The 21,141-nt window shown below is 71.3% G+C and carries 21 protein-coding genes; 4 read left to right on the top strand and 17 right to left on the bottom strand.

Annotated elements, in window-relative coordinates; genetic code table 11:
- Positions 1-55: 55 nt before the first annotated feature.
- The 5 genes from O2L52_RS19195 to O2L52_RS19175 all read right to left on the bottom strand — a co-directional run bounded on the left by O2L52_RS19195 (position 56) and on the right by O2L52_RS19175 (position 4,774).
- Complete coding sequence (locus O2L52_RS19195) at positions 56-937, bottom strand: metal ABC transporter permease (RefSeq protein WP_373897048.1); 882 nt, start codon at positions 935-937, stop codon at positions 56-58.
- An 11-nt stretch (positions 938-948) separates the two neighbouring features.
- Entirely contained in the window at positions 949-1,713 is a 765-nt protein-coding gene (locus O2L52_RS19190; protein ID WP_270117510.1) for a metal ABC transporter ATP-binding protein, read from the bottom strand.
- A gap of 15 nt (positions 1,714-1,728) precedes the next feature.
- Complete coding sequence (locus O2L52_RS19185) at positions 1,729-2,763, bottom strand: metal ABC transporter solute-binding protein, Zn/Mn family (protein WP_270117509.1); 1,035 nt, start codon at positions 2,761-2,763, stop codon at positions 1,729-1,731.
- Positions 2,764-3,023: 260 nt separating this feature from the next.
- Positions 3,024-3,731 (bottom strand): TIGR03943 family putative permease subunit, encoded by a 708-nt coding sequence (locus O2L52_RS19180; protein WP_270117508.1) that lies wholly within the window; start codon positions 3,729-3,731, stop codon positions 3,024-3,026.
- Entirely contained in the window at positions 3,728-4,774 is a 1,047-nt protein-coding gene (locus O2L52_RS19175; protein ID WP_373897015.1) for a permease, read from the bottom strand. The genes O2L52_RS19180 and O2L52_RS19175 overlap by 4 nt, the downstream gene beginning before the upstream one ends.
- 73 nt (positions 4,775-4,847) lie before the next feature.
- On the opposite strand from O2L52_RS19175, the gene O2L52_RS19170 reads away from it, so the two are divergent.
- Positions 4,848-5,699 (top strand): ion transporter, encoded by an 852-nt coding sequence (locus O2L52_RS19170; RefSeq protein WP_270117505.1) that lies wholly within the window; start codon positions 4,848-4,850, stop codon positions 5,697-5,699.
- Positions 5,700-5,953: 254 nt separating this feature from the next.
- Here the strand turns inward: O2L52_RS19170 and O2L52_RS19165 are convergent, their stop codons facing one another.
- Complete coding sequence (locus O2L52_RS19165) at positions 5,954-6,739, bottom strand: isoprenyl transferase (RefSeq protein ID WP_270117504.1); 786 nt, start codon at positions 6,737-6,739, stop codon at positions 5,954-5,956.
- A 501-nt stretch (positions 6,740-7,240) separates the two neighbouring features.
- On the opposite strand from O2L52_RS19165, the gene O2L52_RS19160 reads away from it, so the two are divergent.
- Positions 7,241-7,996, top strand: coding sequence for an alpha/beta fold hydrolase (locus tag O2L52_RS19160; protein WP_270117502.1), 756 nt, complete (start codon positions 7,241-7,243; stop codon positions 7,994-7,996).
- A gap of 57 nt (positions 7,997-8,053) precedes the next feature.
- Here O2L52_RS19160 and recO read toward each other — a convergent pair whose 3' ends face one another.
- Entirely contained in the window at positions 8,054-8,800 is a 747-nt protein-coding gene (recO, locus tag O2L52_RS19155) for a DNA repair protein RecO (protein WP_270117501.1), read from the bottom strand.
- Between the two features lie 83 nt (positions 8,801-8,883).
- On the opposite strand from recO, the gene O2L52_RS19150 reads away from it, so the two are divergent.
- Positions 8,884-9,525, top strand: coding sequence for an MOSC domain-containing protein (locus O2L52_RS19150; RefSeq protein WP_344472515.1), 642 nt, complete (start codon positions 8,884-8,886; stop codon positions 9,523-9,525).
- Positions 9,526-9,753: 228 nt separating this feature from the next.
- Here O2L52_RS19150 and O2L52_RS19145 read toward each other — a convergent pair whose 3' ends face one another.
- From O2L52_RS19145 to O2L52_RS19135, 3 genes are all read right to left on the bottom strand, one after another.
- Entirely contained in the window at positions 9,754-10,203 is a 450-nt protein-coding gene (locus O2L52_RS19145; protein ID WP_270117500.1) for a hypothetical protein, read from the bottom strand.
- 82 nt (positions 10,204-10,285) lie between these two features.
- Positions 10,286-10,972: an endonuclease V gene (locus O2L52_RS19140; protein ID WP_270117498.1), complete on the bottom strand. Its 687-nt coding sequence runs from the start codon at positions 10,970-10,972 to the stop codon at positions 10,286-10,288.
- A gap of 53 nt (positions 10,973-11,025) precedes the next feature.
- Positions 11,026-11,409, bottom strand: a complete 384-nt coding sequence (locus tag O2L52_RS19135) for a hypothetical protein (protein ID WP_270117497.1) — start codon at positions 11,407-11,409, stop codon at positions 11,026-11,028.
- 133 nt (positions 11,410-11,542) lie between these two features.
- Here O2L52_RS19135 and O2L52_RS19130 point away from each other — a divergent pair, with 133 nt between their 5' ends.
- A complete protein-coding gene (locus O2L52_RS19130) occupies positions 11,543-12,649 on the top strand; it encodes an NAD-dependent epimerase/dehydratase family protein (protein ID WP_270117496.1) in 1,107 nt (368 codons plus the stop codon).
- 52 nt (positions 12,650-12,701) lie between these two features.
- Here the strand turns inward: O2L52_RS19130 and O2L52_RS19125 are convergent, their stop codons facing one another.
- From O2L52_RS19125 to nirD, 7 genes are all read right to left on the bottom strand, one after another.
- Positions 12,702-13,403 carry a DUF2127 domain-containing protein gene (locus O2L52_RS19125; protein WP_270117494.1) on the bottom strand — a complete coding sequence of 234 codons (702 nt, stop codon included), beginning with the start codon at positions 13,401-13,403 and terminating at the stop codon, positions 12,702-12,704.
- Between the two features lie 116 nt (positions 13,404-13,519).
- Positions 13,520-14,875, bottom strand: coding sequence for a hypothetical protein (locus O2L52_RS19120; RefSeq protein ID WP_270117492.1), 1,356 nt, complete (start codon positions 14,873-14,875; stop codon positions 13,520-13,522).
- Entirely contained in the window at positions 14,875-17,193 is a 2,319-nt protein-coding gene (locus tag O2L52_RS19115; protein ID WP_270117491.1) for a GTPase-associated protein 1-related protein, read from the bottom strand. The genes O2L52_RS19120 and O2L52_RS19115 overlap by 1 nt, the downstream gene beginning before the upstream one ends.
- 3 nt (positions 17,194-17,196) lie before the next feature.
- Positions 17,197-18,405: a zinc ribbon domain-containing protein gene (locus O2L52_RS19110; protein ID WP_270117490.1), complete on the bottom strand. Its 1,209-nt coding sequence runs from the start codon at positions 18,403-18,405 to the stop codon at positions 17,197-17,199.
- Between the two features lie 2 nt (positions 18,406-18,407).
- On the bottom strand, positions 18,408-19,589 hold the full coding sequence (locus O2L52_RS19105) for a hypothetical protein (RefSeq protein ID WP_270117489.1): 1,182 nt from the start codon (positions 19,587-19,589) through the stop codon (positions 18,408-18,410).
- Positions 19,590-19,643: 54 nt separating this feature from the next.
- Positions 19,644-20,795, bottom strand: coding sequence for a uroporphyrinogen-III synthase (locus O2L52_RS19100; RefSeq protein WP_270117487.1), 1,152 nt, complete (start codon positions 20,793-20,795; stop codon positions 19,644-19,646).
- The gene (gene nirD, locus O2L52_RS19095; protein ID WP_270117486.1) at positions 20,795-21,136 is read right to left on the bottom strand and encodes a nitrite reductase small subunit NirD; all 342 of its coding nucleotides are present in this window, start codon (positions 21,134-21,136) and stop codon (positions 20,795-20,797) included. Before nirD ends, O2L52_RS19100 begins: the two co-directional genes overlap by 1 nt.
- Between the last annotated feature and the right edge of the window lie 5 nt (positions 21,137-21,141).

Genomic DNA, 21,141 nt, shown 5'->3' with positions numbered 1-21,141 from the left:
AAATATCGCGTCCCGCGCTCGTCGGCGGGCCCAGGTGGCGCGGGTCCCGGTCCCGTCATGCGTTCCCGGCGGGCAGTTCCACCTCGAGCGGCTCGCCTTCGGGCGGGAGGTGGCCGCGGCGCACGCGCCTGACGCGGCGCACGACGGCGGCCAGGACGGCCGTGGCGACGAAGACGGCGACGCCGATGAGCACGATCGTGGAGCCGGGCGGGACGTCCTTCACGGCGGAGGCGAGGACGCCCGCGCCGGCGATGAGGAAGCCCGCGGCCATCGCGGCGAACATCGTGGCCTTGAAGGAGCGCGTGAACTGCTGGACGGTGACGACGGGGATCACGAGCAGGGCGCTCACCAGGAGCAGGCCGACCGCGCGCATCGAGACGGAGACGACCACGGCCGTGGTGATGAGGAGCAGCAGGTTGAGCGCGGCGACGGGCAGGCCGGAGACGCGCGCGTACTGCTCGTCGGCGCAGATCGCGGCGAGCCAGGGCCGGAGCACGAGCATGAGGACGGCGACGATCGCGCCGCCGATCGCGATGGTCCAGACCTCGTCCCAGCCGGCGGTGAGCAGCGAGCCGAACAGGTACTGCTGGAGGTTCGCGACGCCTTTGTCGGAGGCGATGCCGGTGAGGTAGACGCCGCCGGCGATGCCGCCGTAGAACATCATGGCGAGGGCGACGTCGCCGGAGGTCTTGGAGTGGCTGCGGAGGATCTCCATGACGATCGAGGCGGCGACGGTGACCGCGAGGGTCGTCCACATCGGGGCGGCGCCGGTGATGAAGCCGATGGCGACGCCGGTGAGCGCGATGTGGCCGAGGCCGTCCCCGATGAGCGCGAGCCGCTTCTGGACGAGGAACACGCCCACGGCGGGGGCGCAGAGTCCGACGACGAGCGCGCTGATGAGGGCGCGCTGCATGAACTCGAACTGGAAGTAGTCCAAGAGGCCGAGGTTCATTTGCCGCCCCAGAAGGGTTCGTCGGCGCTGTCGCCGTTGGCGTGCGGGTGGGCGTGCTCGTGGTGGGGGTCGGCGTGCTCGCCGACCGGGCGCGGCGGGGCGCCGTCGTGCACGACCTTGCCGTCGGCGAGGACCACGGCGCGGTCGAGCCGGTCGGTGAGCGGGCCGAGCTCGTGGGTGACGAGGAGGACGGCGCACCCGGCGTCGATCCGGTCCGAGACGACCCGCGCGAGCGCGGCCTGCGTCTCGGCGTCGACGCCCACGGTGGGCTCGTCCATGATGAGCAGGTCGGGGTCGGTGGCGAGGGCGCGGGCGATGAGGACGCGCTGCTGCTGGCCGCCCGAGAGGGTGTCGACGGAGCAGTGGGCGTGGTCGGCCAGGCCGACCTCGGCGAGGCTGCGGGACACGGCGTCGCGGTCGGCGCGGCGCGGGGGCATGCCGAGGAACCGGTGGGCGAGGCGGCCCTGGGAGACGACCTCGGCGGCGGTCGAGGGGACGCCGGAGGCGGCGCCGGTGCGCTGGGGCACGTACCCGATGCGCTTCCAGGCGCGGAAGCGCTTCTGCGGGGCGCCGAAGAGCTCGATCGACCCGCCGGCGAGCGGGACGAGCCCGGCGACGGCCTTGATCAGCGTGGACTTCCCGGAACCGTTGGCGCCCATGAGGGCCACGGCCTCTCCGGGCTCGACGGCGAGGTCCACGCCGCGGACGACGGCGCGACCGCCGTAGGAGACGGTCGCACCGCGGACGTTGAGAACGGGCATTGGGCTAATGCTGCCTTATGCCGCGCCCAGCGCCGTCTGCAACGTGGCCAGGTTCTCGCGCATCACAGTGAAGTAGTCGGCGCCGGCGTCGGCCTGCTCCTGGGTGAGGCCTTCGAGCGGGTTGAGGACGGCGGTCTGCGCGCCGGTCTCGGCCGCGAGCGTGTCGGCGATGTCGGGCGAGACGAGGGTCTCGAAGAAGATCGTGGTGATGCCGTTGGCCTCGACGTAGGCGGCGACCTCGCCCATGTGCTGGGAGTCGGGCTCCTGGTCGGGGCTCAGGCCGGAGATGGCGATCTGGGTGAGGTCGTAGCGGTCGGCGAGGTAGCCGAACGCGGCGTGGGAGGTGACGATCGCGTCGCTGGTGCGGGCGGCGAGGGCGTCGGTGAACTCCGTGTCGAGCGCGGTCAGGTCGGCGTTGAAGGCCTCCGCGTTCGCGGTGTAGTCGGCCGCGTTGGCGTCGTCGAGACCCGCCAGGCCCTCGCCGATGGCGGTGCCGATCTGGCCGTAGCGGATCGGGTCGAGCCACACGTGCGGGTCGACGCCTTCGGGCGCCTCCTCGTGCTCGTGGCCGTCCTCTTCGCTGTGCTCCTCTTCGGCGGTGGCGCTCTCGGCGGCCTCTTCGGCGTGCTCGTCGGCGTGCTCGTCCTCGGCGTGCGCCTCTTCCTCGATGGCCTGCTGGTAGTCGTACTCGCTGGTCTCGACGGCGGTGAGCACGTCGAGGGACTTGTCGGCGGCGTACTCCTCCACGGCGGCGTCGAGCTCGGGGATGAAGCCCTTGAGGTAGACGACGTAGTCGGCCTCCTCGATCGCGGCGATGTCGGAGGGCGCGAGCTCGAGGTCGTGGGGCTCCTGGCCGGCGGGGGTCAGGTTGGTGACGGCGACGTGGTCGCCGCCGACCTGCTCGGTGGCGAAGGTGAGGGGGTAGAACGCGGTGACGACGTTGATCTCGCCGTCGGCGGCAGGGTCGTCGGAGCCGGTGCCGCAGGCGGCGAGGGCGGCCGCCGCCGCGAGTCCGGCGGCGGGCACGAGAAGGAATCGGGTACGGCGCATGCCTGCACTCTGCCCAGTCATGACAATCATTGTCAACACCTAATATGTGCGCCCCGGACGGGAGCGGCATTCGCGAGCAGCGTAAACGCTGCGGCTCCACCCGATCGCCGACGCGCGCGGATGACCGGCGTCACGCGAAAGGATGAACTCGGCGGCCGCCGGGCCGGAATCGTCGTACCCCCCGGGCATCGTTGCAATCCGGGGGCCCAACCCGCCCGGCCCCGCGGACCTGCGGCGTGCCCGGCAGCCGGGCGTGCCCGCTACTGGTACTCGTTGTCAGGGGTCGGGATGTTCGTCATCGACTCGACCTCGATGTACGGCACCAGCTCGCCGTTGATCTCGTCGCGACCCTGGCGCGGCGTGTAGACGCCGACGACCTCCACCCACCGGTCCTGCTCCAGGTTCGCGGGCACGTCGCCATCGAAGCCGATCTTGACCGGCCGCGCGTCGGCCGCGCAGCAGGACACGACCATGCGCGCCAGCTGCGGCTCGTCCCCTTCGTAGAGGATGAAGCCGCGCAGCTGGATGCGATGGCCCTCCAGGGTCTCGCCCTCGTCGAAGATCGCCCGCGCGGCGTAGTCGAGGAGGGTGATCGGCACGGGGTCCACGTCGTCCGGCAGGTCGGGGTAGTTCGAGCGGTTCTCCTCGGCGCCGATCACCGTGCCGGTGCGCTCGGCCTCGTAGGACCCGAGCGCGTCCGGGGCCACGAGCAGCATCCCGACCACGGGGGCCAAGAGCAGCCAGGCGACCTTGGGTTCGCCGTGCCCGTGGCCGTCGTCGGCCTCGCGCTTGGCGCGGAACACGTTCCAGCCGGTGATCGCGGCGACCGCGAGGAGGATGACCCCGGCCGGCACGATGAGCCAGAACGCGTACGGCTTCACGTAGTTGAGGTAGTCCCCGGTCCAGGCCAGGCGCAGCATGCCGCCGCCGACCAGGAGCAGGATGACCGCCTGCGCGTCGCGTCTCACAGCAGCAGGGCTCCCATCAGCACGGCCGCGAGCACGGCCGCGACGAACGCGGTCGGCGCGAAGCGCAGGGCGAACCGGCGGCCGAAGGTCCCGGCCTGCATCGCCGCGAGCTTCACGTCGATGAACGGGCCCACGACCATGAACGCGAGCTTCGCGGTGGGCGAGAACTGGGTCAGCGAGGCGGCCACGAACGCGTCCGACTCCGAGCAGATCGACACGAGCACCGCCAGGACCGCCAGCGCGAGCACCCCGAGCACGGGGTTGTCGGCGATCGGCTGAAGCCAGGTCTCGGGCACGAGCGTGTTGAGGCTCGCGGCGATGGCCGCGCCGATGACGAGGTAGCCGCCGGCGTGGAGGAAGTCGTGGCGGATCGCCGACCAGAACGCGGCCCACTTGCCGTCGTCGTGGTGGTGGTGCTTGGGCAGGTTGAGCCATTCGGTCTTGCCGAGGCGGGCCCAGAGCCAGCCGATCGCGATCGCGGCGCCGAGGGAGGCGGCGACGCGCGCGAACACCATCTCGGGGTTGCCGGGGAAGGCCACGAAGGTGGAGACGACGACGATCGGGTTGATCGCCGGGGACGCGAGCATGAAGGTGAACGCGGCGGCGGGGGCGACGCCCCGGCGCACGAGCGCCCCCGCGACGGGCACGGAGGCGCATTCGCAGGCGGGCAGCACGGCCCCGGCGACCCCGGCGACGGGCACGGCGAGGGCGGTCCGCTTGGGGACGACCTTGTGGAAGAACCCGGCGGGCACGAACGCGCTGATGGCGGCGGAGAGGACCACGCCGAGGACGAGGAACGGGAACGCCTGCACGCAGACCGCCACGAACCGGGCGGACCAGGCCTGCGCGGCGGGGGCCGCGAAGATCTCGGTGAGGCCGGGGCGGGCGGTGAGCCCGAAGATGAGCAGGAGCGCGAGAGCCTCGATCGAGGTGAGGCCGCGGCGGCGGTGCGAGGGCTTGGATGCGCGCGCGGGAGTGGCCGATCTCTCGGCGGGGTTCTCGGTCTCGGCGAGTTCTGCGCTCACGCTGCCATTGTGCGGCATGGCCGCAGGTGAACATCGGCCGCCCGACGTGACCCACCAGTACATGAGGGTTCCGCTTTATTACTCTTGGGCGGTGCGCGTTCCCACCCTAGGTACCGATCCCAGTCGCGTCCCGGCCGCCTGCCGGTGGCTGCTGGCGAACCCTCGGTTCCAGATGCTGTCGATGGTGGTGATCATCGTGAACGCCGCCGCGCTGGGAGCCATGACGTTCCCGCACTCGGCCGAGTTCGCGGAGCTCCTGCACCGGGTGGACTACGTGTGCCTGGGGTTCTTCACGTTCGAGGTGCTCGCCGGGCTCCTGTCGTTCGGGCGGCGGCCGCTCAAGTTCTTCAAGGACGCCTGGAACGTCTTCGACTTCGTGATCGTGTTCGCGTCGTTCATGCCGGGCCTGCGCGAGAACGTGACGATCCTGCGGATGCTGCGGCTGGCCCGGATCGTGCGGATCTTCCGGAACCTGCCGTCGCTGCGCCTGCTCCTCGTCGCGGCCGGGAAGGCGATTCCGAAGTCGGCGGGCGTGTTCGCGCTCACGGGCGTCGTCATGTACCTGTGGGCGATGGTCGGGTGGATCGCGTTCAGCGCCAGCGACCCCGCCCACTTCGGCACCGTCGGCAAGGCCCTGCTGAACCTGTTCCAGCTGGTGGCGTTCGACGACATGGGGAACGTCATGCGCAACAGCATGGCGAACAACATCTGGACGCTGCCGTACTACCTGGTGTTCATCCTGTTCGGCGCGTTCGTGCTGGTGAACCTGCTGCTCGGCGTGGTCCTCGCGTCGATGGAGGAGGCGCAGCGCCTCGACGACATAGACGACCAGATCTCGGCCGACACCGCGATCATCCTCGAGCGGATCGACAAGCTGCAGAACACGGTCGACAAGCTCCAGGCGGACCAGGAACGAGGCCGGGGCTACACCCCGTTCAGATAGCGGGCGCCGGGTCGCGGCGCGACGGGGTCGGGCAGGGCTCCGGCCCTGCGGCTCCGGTTCGGCTCCGCCACCGCCCCGTCCCGGGCATCCCTCCTAGGTGCGACGCGGTTGGGCGCGGCCTCGCTCCTGCGGCTCCGGTTCGCCTCCACCGCTACCCCGACCTCGGCATCCGCCTACGGCGCCACGGGGTCGGGCACGGCTCCGCCCCTGCGCTTCCGGTTCGGCTCCACCGCTACCCCGACCTCGGCATCCGCCTACGGCGCCACGGGGTTAGGCACGGCGCCCCCGAAGCGGCGGTCGCGGCTCGCGTAGATCTCGCAGGCGTGCCACAGGTGGCGGCGGTCGAAGTCGGGCCAGAGGACGTCGAGGTACACCATCTCGGCGTAAGCGGACTGCCAGAGCAGGAAGTTCGAGGTCCGCTGCTCGCCCGAGGGGCGCAGGAACAGGTCGACGTCCGGCAGGTCCGGGTTGTACAGGTACTTCGCGAAGGTCTTCTCGGTGACGCGCTCGGGGTTGAGCCGCCCGGCCTTCACGTCGCGCGCGAGCGCCGCGGCGGCGTCGGCTATCTCGGCGCGGCCGCCGTAGTTCACGCAGAACTGCAGCGTGATCTTGTCGTTCTTCTTCGACATCTCCTCGGCCACTTCGAGTTCGCTGATGACGCTCTTCCACAGCTTCGGGCGTCGCCCGGCCCAGCGGATGCGCACGCCCATGGCGTGCAGCTCGTCGCGGCGGCGGTGGATCACGTCGCGGTTGAAGCCCATGAGCCAGCGGACCTCCTCGGGGCTGCGCCGCCAGTTCTCGGTCGAGAAGGCGTACGCGGAGACCGTCGAGATGCCCATCTCGATCGCGCCCTCGATCGTGTCGAACAGCGAGGCCTCGCCCATGGTGTGGCCCTCGGTGCGCTTCAGGCCGCGCTCCTTGGCCCAGCGGCCGTTGCCGTCCATCACGAGCGCCACGTGCCGGGGCACCAGCTCGCGCGGCAGCGCGGGCGGGACCGCCCCCGAGGGGTGCGGCTTCGGCGGCTCGTACGTGCGGCTCACAGGACCTCCAGGCGGCCAAGTCGTCAGCGGGGGCCTCGATACTAATCCGGGCGCGAGGGAGGCGGGGAGCACGCCTGCCCCAGTGCACCTCCCGAACCCGTGGGCGACACACGCAGCTGTCGGCGCCGGAGCACTCGTGCCATCCGGTGCCGAATCCAAGCGATGAGCGAAACCCGGTGCCGCATCGGAGCAACCAACCGCATCCAGTGCCGCCCGGGCGGCGAGCGATACCCAGTGCCACATCAGAGCGACCAGCCACATCCAGTGCCGCATCCGAGCGACGAGCGCCATCTGGTGCCGCATCGGACCGAGCAGCCCCATCCAGTGCCGCTACCGAGCGACGAGCGACATCTGGTGCCGAATCCGGGCGACGAACGCGATCCGCCCCCGCCGCCCTGTCGGACCCTCGACGCATCATTGAATACGGGGGCGATCGCGAACCCGTGCCACGCTCACCTTTTCGTCATGGCGGCCCAGTGTGCGCTCTGTTACGTTCGGGCCGTGGAACCTCTCAACGTCGAGCACGCCGGCCGCACTCTCCGCGGCGTCCTCCACCTCCCCCATCCGAACCCCTCCCCCGCACCCGCCGTCGTCCTCTGCCACGGCTTCGGCGCCAACCGCTTCGAGTTCGGCAACATCTTCACCGAGCTCGCCCGCCGCCTGGCCGCCGAGGGGCTCGCCGCCTACCGGTTCGACTTCGCCGCCTGCGGCGAATCCGACGGCGACTTCGCCGACCTCACGGTCTCGGACCAGGTCGCGCAGGTAGGCGCCGTGCTCGACACCGTGGCGTCCCACCGCGCGCTCGACCCCGATCGCCTGTCGCTCCTGGGCATGAGCCTCGGCGGCCTCACCGCCTCGCTCGCCGGCGCGAAACGCCCGGTCAGCTCACTGGCGCTGTGGGCGCCGGCCGCCCTCGCGGTGGACGCGAACGTGCCCGACGAGGTCGCCTACTGGCCCGAGATCCTCGAGAACGGCTACGAGGACCTGCTCGGGAAGCCGGTCACCCGGCACTTCACGGAGGACGGCTTCGGCATCGACCCGTGGGCCGACGCCGCCGGGCACGCCGGGCCGGTCCTGCTCGCCTTCGGCACCGACGACGACCTCCTTCCCGACGACGTGGTCGACAACTACCGGAACCTCTACGACGACCGGCTCGAGATGCACGTGTTCGAAGACCTCGGCCACACCTTCGAGACAGTCCCCGCCCGCGCGGCGCTGGTGGACGTCACCGTCGAGTTCCTGCTCCGCACCACCTAGGGCCTGTCGGTGAATCCGAGTGGGGGCCATCCGGTTTCACCGGACGGGCCCGCACCGTCAGGCCTGGTGCGGCACGTACTTCAGCGTCTTCAGGGGCCGCTCGGAGTGCCACTGGAAGTGGGCGGCGATGAGTCCGGCCGCTTCGGAGCGCTGGCGCGGGTCGGCGGCCGTGGCGCTCGCCCAGTCGCCCTGCTCCAGCGCGCGCATGAGTTCGAGCGAGGCCGGTTTCGGCACCGTGGCGCCGCCGGGGCGGCAGTCGCCGCAGACGGCGCCGCCGGCCGCGACGGCGAAGGCCCGGTGCTCGCCGTCCTTGCCGCAGCTGGCGCATTCGTGGAGCGAGGGCGCCCACCCGGCGGTCTTCATGCCGCGCAGCAGGTACGAGTCCATGACGAGCACGGCGGGCAGGTCGGTCTCGGCCAGCGCCCGGAACGCGCCGAGCGTGAGCTGGAAGACGTCGAGGTCGGGCTGGTGGTCCTCGGGGACGAGCCGCTCGGCGGCCTCGGCGATCACGCACGCGGCGGTGTACGCGGTCCAGTCCGCGGCGATCGAGCCGCCGGAGAGGTGGAGGCCGACGGCCTGGGTGACGGTGTGCAGCTCGGCGCGGCCTTCGATGAGCTGGAGGTCGACGTGGCTGAAGGGGGAGAGTCGCGCCCCGAACTTGGAGGAGGTGCGGCGCAGGCCCTTGGCCATGGCCCGGTAGCGGCCCCGCTGGCGTCCGAGCAGGGAGACGATCGCGTCCGCTTCACCGAGTTTGAAGGTGCGCAGGACCACCGCGTCGTCGCGGAACAGCTTCCGAGTGCTCACCCCCACGCAGCAAGCCTAGCCGGAGGGTCCGACACCGCTAATGCGGTTGAGGCCGGGGGCGCGGCGCCGTTAGGCTCCCGGCCGTGAAGATCATGAGCGTGAACGTGGGCAGGCCGCGCGAGAACCCGTGGAAGGGCCTCGAGGCCACCTACATCGACAAGCAGCCGGTGGCGGGCCCGGTGCGGGTGACCGCGCCCGGCCCGAAGGGCGACGGCTCGGTCGGGCTCGCGGGCGACCGGGTGGGCGACGTTCGGAACCACGGCGGCACTGACCAGGCGGTGTATGTCTACAGCCTCGAGGACTACGCGCATTTCAATCAGTTGACGGGTAGGGATTTCGGCGCGGGCGCGTTCGGGGAGAACCTGACGACGAGCGGGTACGACGTGAACGCGGCGCTCATCGGCGAACGGTGGGCCGGTCCCGGCGGGCTGGTGCTCGAGGTGGCCTGCTCGCGCATCCCGTGCGGCACGTTCAGGGGCTGGATCGACGAGCGGGGCTGGTTGAAGACGTTCACGCAGGAGGCCCGGCCGGGCCCGTACCTGCGGGTCGCGGAGCCGGGGCATGTGGAGGCGGGTGCTGATCTCGAGGTGGTGCACCGTCCCGACCACGACGTCACGGTCTCGATCCTGTTCAGGGCCGCGATGGGCGAGCGGGAGCTGATCCCGCGGATCCTCGAGGTGCCCGAGGTGTCGCAGTCCGAGAAGGACTGGCTGCTCGGGAAGTGAGCGGTGCCCCCCCGGCCTCGCGGTCGGGCGCGATGACCGTCGCCCGAGCGGAGCCGAGTGCCCCGGCCATCAGGCCGGGTCGCGATGACCGTGGCTTCGCCCGGGCGGAGCCAAGTGTGGACTAGCGGTCGGCGCGCGATGACCATGGCTTCGCCCGAGCGGAACCAAGTGTGCCCCGGCCTGATGGCCGGGGCACTGTCGTTCTATGCGGCATTCACGGGAGAGGCCCTAGGCGGTCGCGAGAGCAGGCTTGCGGAAGTAGTCGTTCGCGGCCGGGCTGAGCATGAGACCCGTGGCGAGGAGGACGGCGGCGATGTGGGCGAGCCGGACGACGAAGAACGCGAGGGCGAAGTCGCCGTCGCCGCCGACTGCCGCGATGAGTGATTCGCCGTCGGCGAGCTGCATCGCGGAGGGCACGACCATCGCGGCGAGGCCGACCACCGAGAGCAGCAGGGCGAGGCTGACGCGGGCCCAGCGGCGGCCCCGGGCGAAGAAGGCGACGAGGACGAACGCGCCGAGGTAGATCACCGAGCGGACGCCGATGTTCATCCAGACGCCTGCGTCCAATCCGGAGTCGCGGGCGATCTCGCTGACGGCGAGCACGGTCTCGACGATCCCGGCGGCGATCGCGGTGGTCCAGAGGAGGGCGGCGTGCTTGACGGTTTCGGGTGCTTCCATGCGGTCCACGCTATTGGCGGCGCGGGCCGCGATCCATCCTGCGAGCGCCCCGGTGCAGGGTAAGGACGGCCCTACCGCGTGGTCATTCGGTCGCGGCGAGTCGCCTGCGGCCCAACTGGTCCGCGGCGCGGATCGGCTCGGGGAGCCGGTAGGCCGGGGCGAGTTCGAGCACGAGCTCGCGGGCGGACGTGAGCGTGCGGCGGTGGCCGACCGAGACGAAGACGGGCTTGACGCCGTCCTGGGTGCGCAGGGAGCAGCCGACGGTCTCGCCGCTCGCGGTGATCGCGGTCCACGCGCCGCGCTCGGGCCCGGGGGCGTCCCACGGCAGGTGCGGCGGGTTCTTGGCGACGCCGATCGCGGGCGCGTCGAGGACGACGCCGAGGTGGCAGGCGAGGCCGAACCGGCGCGGGTGGGTGAGCCCGTAGCCGTCGCACACGTAGAGGTCGGGGGTCACCGAGAGCGCTTCGATCGCTTTGAGCAGCAAGGGAAGTTCACGGAAGGCGAGGAGGCCGGGCACGTACGGGAAGTCGGAGGTGCCGTGCACGATCGACTCGTCGAGCACTTCGAGGTCGCCGCGGCGCAGGACGACGGCGGTCGCTATCGCGGTGTCGCTGTCCTTGTCGTAGGCGATGTCGAGACCGGCGATCGTCTCTATTGGATTGTCGTCGTCAGCGACGACCACGCATCCGGCGAGTTCGGTCTGCATGGCGACCGCTTCGGCCTCGTCACGCGGGAGGCGGGCATAGGCGGCTCGAGATTGATCGCTCACGCCCGAAGCCTAACGAAAGGGATCTATCGGCGGGGAGGACCTCGGAGACCGGGTCAGAAACCGCGGCCGAACTCGGAGCCGAACTCGCCATCGCCCTCGTTGTCGAGGTCGCCGTCGGGGTCGTAGTCGGGCTCGATGTCGATCTCCGCATCGGCACCGGGATCGAAGTCGTCGCCGTAGTCGACGCTGTAGGAGCCATAATCGAAAGCGCTGTCGAATTCGGCCTCGAATCCGCCGTCGAGGTCCTCGTCGCCGAAGTCCTCCCCTTCCGTCTCGAAGCTGCCGTCGCCCTCGGACTCGTAGAGGAACTCGTCCTCCCCCGCGTCAAGGCCGATGCCGGGCTCGTATGCCGACGCCGGGTCGTCCGGGTTCGCCGCCAGGGACGAGAAGAAGCCGTCGCCGAACATCCCGTCTTCATCCGTCAGGTCGTCGGTCATGGCATCCCCCTCTCCGCCTGCCTCCCAGCATATTCCGCGGGTGCGACGCCCGGGCCCGCCCGCGTCGCCGCACCCGATCCGCTCAGGGCGAACGCCCCTTGCCCGCCGCCCGGTCAGGGGCCATGCTCAGGTGATGAGCACCGAGAAGAACGTCCTCGTCCTCGGCGGGACCGTGTTCCTGTCCGAGGCGATCGCGAAGCAAGCCGTCGCGCGCGGGCACCGCGTCACCATCGCCTCCCGCGGCACCACCGGCGAACCGCCCGAAGGCACCGCGTTCACCAGGCTCGACCGCTCCACCGGGGAGGGCCTCGATGCCTTGCGCGGCAAGGAGTTCGACGCGGTCTTCGACGTCGCGCGCGTGCCCGGCCACATCGGCCCGGTCCTCGACGCGCTCGCCGACAGCGTCGGCCACTGGTCGCTCGTCTCCACGATCTCGGTCTACGCGCGCAACGACATCGTGAGCGACGAGCTCCACGAGCCGACCGCGCCCGACTCGACCGACGCCGACTGGGCGACCTACGGCGCCAGCAAGGTCGCCTGCGAGACCCTCGTGCGGGAACGCATGGGCGACAGGGCCCTCATCACCAGGCCGGGCCTCATCGTCGGGCCCGGGGACCGCAACGACCGCCTCGGGTACTGGCCGCTGCGGTTCGCCGAGGGCGGCGAAATCCTCGCCCCCGGCACGCCCGACCGGCGGGTCCAGTGGATCGACGTCGAGGACTACGCGGCCTGGCTGCTCGACTGTGCCAATCTCGACAGTGCCAATCCCGACCGTGCCGACGCGGCCGTCACCGGCACGATCGACGCCATCGGCGAACCGGTCCCCTTCGGGCCCTTCCTCGACGGGATCGCCGACGCCCTCATCAAACGCGGCGTCCTCACCGAGCGCCCGAACCTGACGTGGGTGCCGCAGGAGTTCCTGGCCGAGCACGGCGTCAACCCGTGGGCCGGGCCCGACTCGCTGGGCATGTGGCTGCCCTCGCCCGACTACGACGGCATGCAGGGCCGCCCCGGCGGGCCCGCGGTGGCAGCGGGCTTCCGGGCCTCGCCCCTCGACGTCACCGTGGACCGCTGGTGGGACGCGAACGCCGCCGCGCCCCGGCTGAAGGCCGGGCTCACCAGGGAGAAGGAGAGCGCCGTGCTCGCCGCCTGGCACGGCGACCCGGACCGCGTCCCCGCGTACACCGTCGAGCGCCGCTTCACCGTGCCCGAGGCGGGCAACCTCAAATACGAAGGCTGATCACACGGCGACAGCCCCACCGCGAATGCGATGGGGCCGTTGCAATATCCGTTTACGGCGCGGGCGGGCCCTGGCCGTACGGGGGCTGGCCGGGACCGGGCTGGCCCGGGCCGGGCTGGCCGTACGGCGGCTGGCCCGGGTACGGGCCCATCGGGGCCTCGTCCTTGCGGAAGAACTCGTTCGAGGCCGGGACCGCGAGCAGGATGATGATCAGCAGCGAGCCGACGATCAGCACGATGAGCGTCAGCCAGTCGACGATGTTGACCCAGGACGGCGTCGCGTCCTCGATCGCCTGCGTCGCCTCGTCCTGGTACTCCTGGCCGTTGACGTTCGTGGTCATCGAGCCGAGCTGGCCGACGATGCCCCCGATGCCGCAGCACAGCAGGCCGATGCCGGAGAGGATCCAGCTGAGGATGCGGGCGGGGCGCTTGCCCTTGTTCACCAGCAGCGCCAGGACCACGTAGAAGATCGCCATGACCACGTAGACGCCGGCGATCAGCGCGAACGTGAAGGTCATGAGCTGGCTGATGTTTTCAACGGTGAGCCCCGACTCGGCCAGCTCGGGGTCGCTGAGCAGTTGCTCGGTGACGGTGTCCTCGACCGAGGACATCGTCGCGAAGAGGGCGATGCCGCTGATCACGAGGAGTGCGGCCGTGAGGATCTGGGTCCACACCACCGCCGTGACCGACCCCGGCCGGGTCCTCGGCTGCGGCGGAGGCGACTGCGGGTACTGCGGCGCCGGCGGGTATGCCATGGCGTTCTCCGATCAATGACAAGCTGGGCGTGACGGTCTCAGGAACCTCATCGTACGGAGTGATCGTTCCCCATGCCAGCGGTCGCCCATGACTGATCGGAATCTCGCCGGCCTCGTCAGGTACGCCGGTCTGCGATCTCCACGCGCCGAGGCGAACCCGACAGCAGCCAGCGCCAAGCCTCCCGGTCGTCGCTGAACCACCTGTGCCTGATGGACTCCGCGGCCAGCGCGGACCGCAGCGGGTCGAGATCGGACAGTGCTTCGGGGTCCGCCGCGGCGCCGGAGAGCACGAGGGCGATCTTCACCCGGCGTGGATCGTCGCGGTTGAGCGGCAGGCGCTGCCGCAGCACGTTGAAGCGCTGCCGCACTCGGTCGGGTTCGACGACGCGTCCCTGCTCGACTTGAATGACGAATGCGGCCGCATGGCATTCGTCGAAGGCGGGGAGGTCGCGGCTCGCTTCGACAGTGTCAAGGTATTCGGCTGCGGCCACCTTGCAATGCAGTCGGATCGGAGTGCCGGCCATGCGATGGAGACGTATTGCAACGGTATCGGGGCGCGGGCCACCGGGTACGAGCGGCGTGGCGGCCCGGCCCAAGGCCGCGGCGAGCGGTTTCGGGCCGTCAGCGCTCGATTCGAGGAGCTGGCGGAGCCCGCGGGTGACGAATGCGGTGCCGCCCTCCTCTGACGCGCCGGTGACAAGGATTTGGCGGTGCGCGTCGCGGTCGGCGCCCTTGCCTAGGGCGCGTCCGCAGTATGGGCAATAGGCGGGAGCTGCGCGGCCCAGGAACGGCAGGGTCGAACGGCGGTGCCCGTGGCGGTCCCTCGTCCACAGCACACCGGCTGCGGACGGGTATCGGTCGAGCCGGGCGTCGCAGTCGCGGCCGCAGTCGTAGGCCGGGCGTGGGCCTGCGCGCAGGCACTTCCCGTTCGTGCACACCACACCGCCGGTGCGGTGGCGGTGCCTGCGGTGGGCCAGGCGCAGCAGCGGCGTCACGGCCATCCACAGGAGACGCCATGCTCCGGTGACCGCGAGCGCGACCGCGGTGAAGGCCGTTGCGAGCGCCGCGAGTGCCGCAGCCGCGGCGAGCCACCACATCAGGAGGATGGCGAAGCCGGGCCAGAGGGCGACCCACACGAGCGGTCCGAGCCAGGTGGTCCATCCCAGTAGCCGCCTTCCGGTGTGCAGCACCGCGCGCCAGTGGCCGCGGATGTCGGCGAACACGCGACCGCGCGGGTACGGCTGGATGATCCGGTAGCGGCGACGGGTCGCGCTCGCCGGGTCCGGTTCGGCCTCGACCAGGTCATGCGCGGCCCAGCGGATCGACGCGGCGACCCAGGCGCCTGCTCCGGCGAGGCCGCCGACGGCGGCGTCAAAGGCGTAGAAGGGCCCGAGGTCGACCAGGTTGAGCAGGACGAGCGCGATGGCGGTGGGGGCGAGGGCGAGGGCGACGATCAGGAACAGGAACGGCATCAGCTGCCTCCCCGGGTCAGGACGGCGAGCGCCTTGTCGTTCTTGGCCTCGGCGAGGACCAGGCGAAGGGTCCCGCGCCAAGTGGAGTTGTTGCCGAGGTTCGCGATCACCCCCTCGGTCCCCGCGACGGACAGGTACTTGGCCTCGTCCCTGATGTAGGAGGCGATCGAGCGGCGCAGCGGAGGGGCTTTGCGCCGGTACAGGGCGATGCCGAGGGCGAACTGCGCGGGCGTCCAGGTGGAGCGCTTGAGCCGGTCCCGGATCGCCTCCTCGACGTCAGCGCGCAGATCGGGGCCGCACTTGTTCAGCGCCGCGACCGCCGATGCGGTGCCCTCCATGTCCAGGAACGCATCGACCACCCGGCCGGTGATGCGGTCGAGGATCCAGGGCGCGTGCCGGGCCAGGGCGACCACGTCGGCCTGCTCCAGGGGGCGGCCGGAATCGGGATCCGCCGCCGCGGCCGCGCGCCCGGTCTCGGAGCTGGGGTCGCAGAGCCCGCGTTCGACGGTGATCCGCAGGTTCTCCAATGCCAGCACGGCGTCGCCGACTTCGACGATCCCGGGGTCGAGCAGCCGTCCCATCAGGACCGGGCCGAACGGCGACGACGGCCCTGCGTCCAAGAGCCGCCGTATCAGCTGTGGTCGGATCCGCGCCCTCCGTTCGAAGAGCGCGGACGCGGCGGCGGTCAGATCGTCCGGTCGCACCGACCTGATCTGCTGGAACAGACCCTGCTCCAGGCCATCGTCGTTCGCTCTCGCGCCCGCTTCGGCGAGGCAGGCGCGGTAGACGGGGCTGCCGAGGGGCGAGGGGTCGAACCAGGTCAGCAGCTGAGTGAACCAGGTCTCGGCGGTTCGGGCGAGCGCGGCCGGGTCGCCCGCGCAGCGGCGGTCGAGGCGGCGCAGGAGTGCTTCGTGCAGTTCGTACCGGTAGGAGCTGCTCGGGGACAGGCTCGGGCGGGCCTCCCAGGCGGCGAGGTACCGCTCGACCGCGTCGGGTGTCTCCTGGTGGAGGTCGACTCTGGCGAGGGCGAAGCGGTCGGCGACGCTGAGCACGGCGTCGAGGGCCTCGGACCGGCCGGTGCGCAGCATGTCGAGGAGCAGCGCCGAAGCGGCGCGGTCGGCGTCGAGGTCCCACAGGCCGCGGCCGAGGGGTTCGATCGGCGCGGTCGCGATCGGCCTGCCGCCCTGGGCGGACCGCAGTTCCTCCGCGATGAGGTCGAGTCGGATCGCGGCGGTGCCGGGGGTCGGGCGTCCGCTCGTGGCAAGCCGGTCGAGTTCGAGCAGGAGCGGGCGGGGCCGGTCGGGCAGGTCGAGGACGGCGGTGATGGCGGGGGTGGCGTAGGCGCGGTGGCGTTCGGGCGGGCAGCGGGCGAGCCAGGACGCGACGGCGCTGGCATGGGTCAAGGAGAGGGCTCGGCCGGCGAACACGGCGAGGGCGAGGTCCTGCGCGGCGGCGGGGGTGAGACCGGAGTCGTCGGCGAGTTCGACCGCGTCGGTGAGGTCGAGGTGGTCGACGAGGCCCAGCTGGGCGAGCCAGGTCTGCTCGATGGGACCTGGTTCGGGCCCCTGGTCGCCGCCACCGGTGAGGTCGATGACGGCCGAGCCGGAGAGCTGGAGCCCGGCGGCGGTCTGGGGGCGGATGGCGATGGCCGCGAAGTCGCCGAAGTAGGGGCGGGTGGTGAAGGCCTTGAAGCCGATGCGCTGCGCGAGGCGCCGGGGCAGGAGGAGGGTGGCGGTGGTGATCCAGTTCAGGACCTCTTCGAGGTCTTCGCTGACGAGGATGAGCCGGCCCTCGAAGGCGGGGTCGCCGAGGACGGTGAGCGCGACGGCGAGTCGGTCGCGCCATTTCGGAGCGGCCATGACCGCGGCGAAAGCGGCGTCGGCGGTGCGGTCGCCGAAATCCCAGTCGTCCGCCACCGTGTCGAGGTCGGTGCGGCCGGGGTCGGCGCGGAGCCAGAAGTCCGCGGCCGCGAGCTGCGCGGGCCGCAGGCCACGGTAGTCGGATCCGTCTCGGGTGCAGATGATCTCGGTGAGGTGGTTGCCTTGGCGGTTGCCTTTGCGCTCCCGGCCGAGGTAGGCGCCGAGGGCCGTGCAGTACCAGTCGCCGCGGTGCAGGTGGGCGAGCATCGGCGGGTAGTCCTCGACGGGCCGCTCGCGGCGCATCCACTCCTCGGGGGCCTCGTACAGGAGCTGGCGGGACGCGGTGTCCTGGACGACGCCGTCGGCGCCCGGGGAGGCGGCCCGGAAGCCGAGCCCGGCCTGCCCGGAGAGGCTCTCTCCGGGCAGGCAGTCGGTGTACACGAGGCGCTCGAAACCCACGGTTCAGCGTCCTTTGAGTACCGGGACGGTGCCGAGGCGCGACAGCAGCCACAGCAGCGGGTCCTCGACGCGCAGCGGCCGCACACCGCGCGGGCTGACACGCGACTGCTCGTAGTCCGGGGGCTCGCCGAGGGCCGAGACCGCGAAGTACCGGAAGTCGCTGTAGTTCATGCTCAGGTGCTGGTCGAGTTTCATGCCGTCCCAGCGTTCGAGGAGAGTGCGGACGTGCTCGTGGATCTCGAGGCTCTCCTGCTCGTCGAACCCGGTCCCGGTCTCGGCGACGCGGCGGATCGGCGACTGGGAGGGGATGTGCTCGAAGAACGCGTCGATCTTCGCGAATGTGGCCGCGACCGGCATGCGGATCTGCCCGCGGCGGAACGACCGGTGGCTCTCGCGCAGTGCCTCGGTGACCCGCTGGAGGACCATTTCGGGCGGTTCGGGCGCGGAGTCCGGCAGTCCGGTCTGGTCGGCGATCTCGTCCCGGGCTGTTTTGAGGGTGAACGGGTCGAGCAGCACCAGGACCGCGTCAGCGGCGGACAGGTACTTGAGGTCGCGGGCGCGATCCTGCCCGCCCAGGTCCTCCCCGGCAGTGTCGTAGAACGAGAGGTAGTTGCTCTTCACACCCAGCTGGGTGCGGTGCCTCCACTGGATCACGACCGGCTCCTTGCGGCCGTCCACGGCCCGTGAGGTCTGCGGGAACAGATGCCGCGTGTGGATGAGCGTGTCGATGTTCCCGTTGATCCAGTCCCGGCCGGACTCGCTGCCGCCCTGCTGGTCCCCGAACAGCTCCACTGAGGAGCCGAATCGGGAGCCGAACTTGTCCAGGAGCTGGTGGGCGAGGACGGTGAAGTAGACGGTCTTGCCAGTGCCGTATGCGCCGACGATCGCGATCAGGGGGCTCTTGGACTGAGTGAAGTCGGAGGGCAGGGTCGAGTGGCAGTGCGGGCAGGCCCGCTCACCGGACGGGGCGCCGCACTGGTCGCAGTCGGCGATACGAGGCGGGCGGAGAAGCGGGAGCCCGGGCTGGATCGCGAAGACCCGCCGGGACGCGCCCTGGTATCCGGTCTCGCGCCTCCGGTCGGGGTCGACCGTGATCTCGCAGGCCTCCAGTCCGGGTCGGTTCCTCCCGGAGCATCGGTACATGACCGCCTTGCGGCTGGCGATGGCGCGATAGCAGAAGGGGCAGCGCAGGGTTGGCCTGGATGCGCTCATGGTCAGCCTTTCAGTGTCGTGAACGAGGGGTCGACGACCTCGACGTGCCGGTCGCCGATCACGAAGCAGCGCAAGGTGTAGGGGCGGCCGAGCTTGGCGGGGACCTCCACGGGGAAGTCGAATCCGCCGAGCAGGCCGCCGATGGGGATGCGCGAGATGATGGCGCGCTGTTCGAGTCGGGAGGGGACGACGGTGCCGCGCTGTGCGACGACGGCGAGCTCGAGGTCGGTCCCGTCGCCTTCGATGCTGCCGCGGATTATCCAGGTGCGCTTGCGGTCGCGCGACGCGAACCGAGGCGGGGGCTCGGCTGTCCAGGTGACGGTGATCCGCGGCGGCGACACACGGACTTCGACGGGCTCGGAGAGGATCGTGTCGCCGTCGGGTCCGCGGCGCAGCGACCGGATCTGCGCCGACCCCGGCGGGCCTTCCCACGGGAGGACGCAGCCGCCTTGGGCGAAGTACTGGTTGCGCGAGAGGTTCCGGGTCTGGAAGCCCTCCGGGAGGAACTCGTCCCGACTCCCCGCGTCGACGATCCCGCTGACGATCTCGGCCGCGGTGCGCCTGCCCGGCACCAGGGTCACGCGGACCCAGTTGACACCCTCAGGCCATTCCCAGGCGACCCGCAGATGGTCGGAGAGCCATTCCGCGCGCACCTCCGCCACCGGTGCCGGCGCGGGAACGGCCGGGCCGGGGTCGGACCGGCGTTCGGAACGCGCCCTGGGCGGGTGCTCCACCACCGGCGGTTCGACGCCAGGTACGGGATCCGGTTCCGCCGCTTCACGGACGGGCGGCACCGGTCCGTCGACCGGCCGGGGACGAGCGTCGGTCTCGAGACCGGACGCGGAGGCAGTGGATTCGTACGTGCCTGTGTGGGCGGTCTCGAACCGCCGGTCCGACCCGGGATCGTCGCTCGCCGCAAGCCGGGCGCATACCTCCGCGAGCGTGCCGACGCCGCCGGCGGTGACGGCCCAGAAGCGGCGGACCTCCTCCGCATGCACCGCCAGCGCCTCACCGGTGAGCGGCTCGAACAGTCCGTACTTGGCTTCGAAGGACGACGGCAGTAAGCCCGGGCGAAGCCGCAGCGGACGAAGGACTTCCGCTCGGTATCGGTCGGCGTCGAAGGTCATCGCGGCTCCGGAGGGTACGGGTGCGGCACGGGGGACGATGCGGCGTTCGGCGCGCATCGCGTGGCACACCACCATATTCCGCCTCGGCCACCGTGTCGACCACCCGTCGGGTCAGACCTCCAGGTTCAAGCGGTAGCCGCGCTTGATCACTGTTTCCACACAGGACCGCAGGTGGACGGCGTCGCGCAGGCGGGTCACCGCCATCTCCACGGCGTGGCCGTCGGCGCCGCGCGGCAGGTGGCCGAGGAGCTCGGCGCGGGAGAGCACTTTGCCGTTCGCGGAGGCCAGCGCTCTTATGACGGCCATCGGCGCGGGCGGGAGCTGGAACGGCTGGTCGTCGAGGAGGACCATGTGGCCGCGCAGCTCGATGCTGTGCCCGGTCGCGAGCTGGAGCTTGCGCGAGCGCTTGGGCAGGGCCGAGGCGACGGTGCGCACGAGCGCGCCGAGGCGGGCCCGCTGCGGCTGCACCGATTCGACGCCGAGTCGGGTGAGCGGCGCGGCGGTGATCGGGCCGACCGAGACGGAGAGGACCCCGTTGTCCTCGGCCGAGGCGCGGAACGCCTCGAGCATGTCCGCGGCCTGGTCGCCCGCGATGCGCAGCAGCGCGTTCGCGGCGGGCGCGGACGTGAAGGTCACGGCGTCGATGCGGCGGGCGCAGATGGCGTCCACGAGGCGCTGCACGGGCGTGATGTCGGTGGGCAGGGTCCAGCGGTAGACCGGGACGGCGACGGCCGCGCCGCCGCCGTCGCGCACGGTCTGGATGAAGTCCTCGGCGGGGTCGCCGTGGAGCTGGATCGCGACCCGCTGGCCGTTGACGCCGCTCTCGCGCAGGTACTCGACGACCTCGTCGCCGGTCTCGCTCGGCGCGGTCCACTCCTCGGTGAGGCCCGCCGCGCGCACCGCGCCGAGGGCCTTGGGGCCGCGGCACAGGATGCGCGCGCGGCCCATCACGGTGAGCAGGTCGTCGCCCATGCCCCAGCCCTCGGCCGCCTCGAGCCAGCCGCGGAAGCCGATGCCGGTGGTCGCGACCACGAGGTCGGGGGCTTCGCGGATGAGCTCCACTGTGGCCGCTCGCAGCGCCTCGTCGTCCGGCAGCGGGACGATGCGCAGCGTCGGGGCGACGATCGTCCGGGCGCCGCGGCGCTCGAGGAGGGTCGCCAGCTCGTCGGCGCGGCGCTGGGCGGTGACGGCCACGGTGTAGCCGGTCAGCGGCGCCAGCGTCGAGTCGACGGCTTCGCGGGAGGGGGCAGGGGCTGCGACCATCAGGCGCTCGCTTTCACTTCCGAGTTGACGCCGACGCGGACCTGCCCGTCGAGGACCTCGACGGCGAAGACCTCCAGGGCCACCGTCTCGTCGTCGAGGCAGATGCCGGTCTTGAGCGAGAACGCCTGCTTGAGCAGGGGACTGGTGACGATCGGCTCGCCGCCGCGGTCGCCCACCAGGCCCCGGCTCATGACGTTGGCGTCCATGAACGGGTCCAGGTTGGACAGGGCGTAGAGGCTGTCGTCGTGGAGGCGGAACACCGCGACCTGGGTGCCGTCCTCCAGGAGGGCGGCCACTCCGCGGCCGGGAATGATGCGATCGAACCGGCAGATGGTTTGCATTCTGA

This window comes from Glycomyces algeriensis, assembly GCF_027622855.1.
Taxonomy (GTDB): domain Bacteria; phylum Actinomycetota; class Actinomycetes; order Mycobacteriales; family Micromonosporaceae; genus Glycomyces; species Glycomyces algeriensis.
Note: the sequence above shows the minus strand (reverse complement) of the source record. Positions and strands in the feature narration are given on the sequence as shown.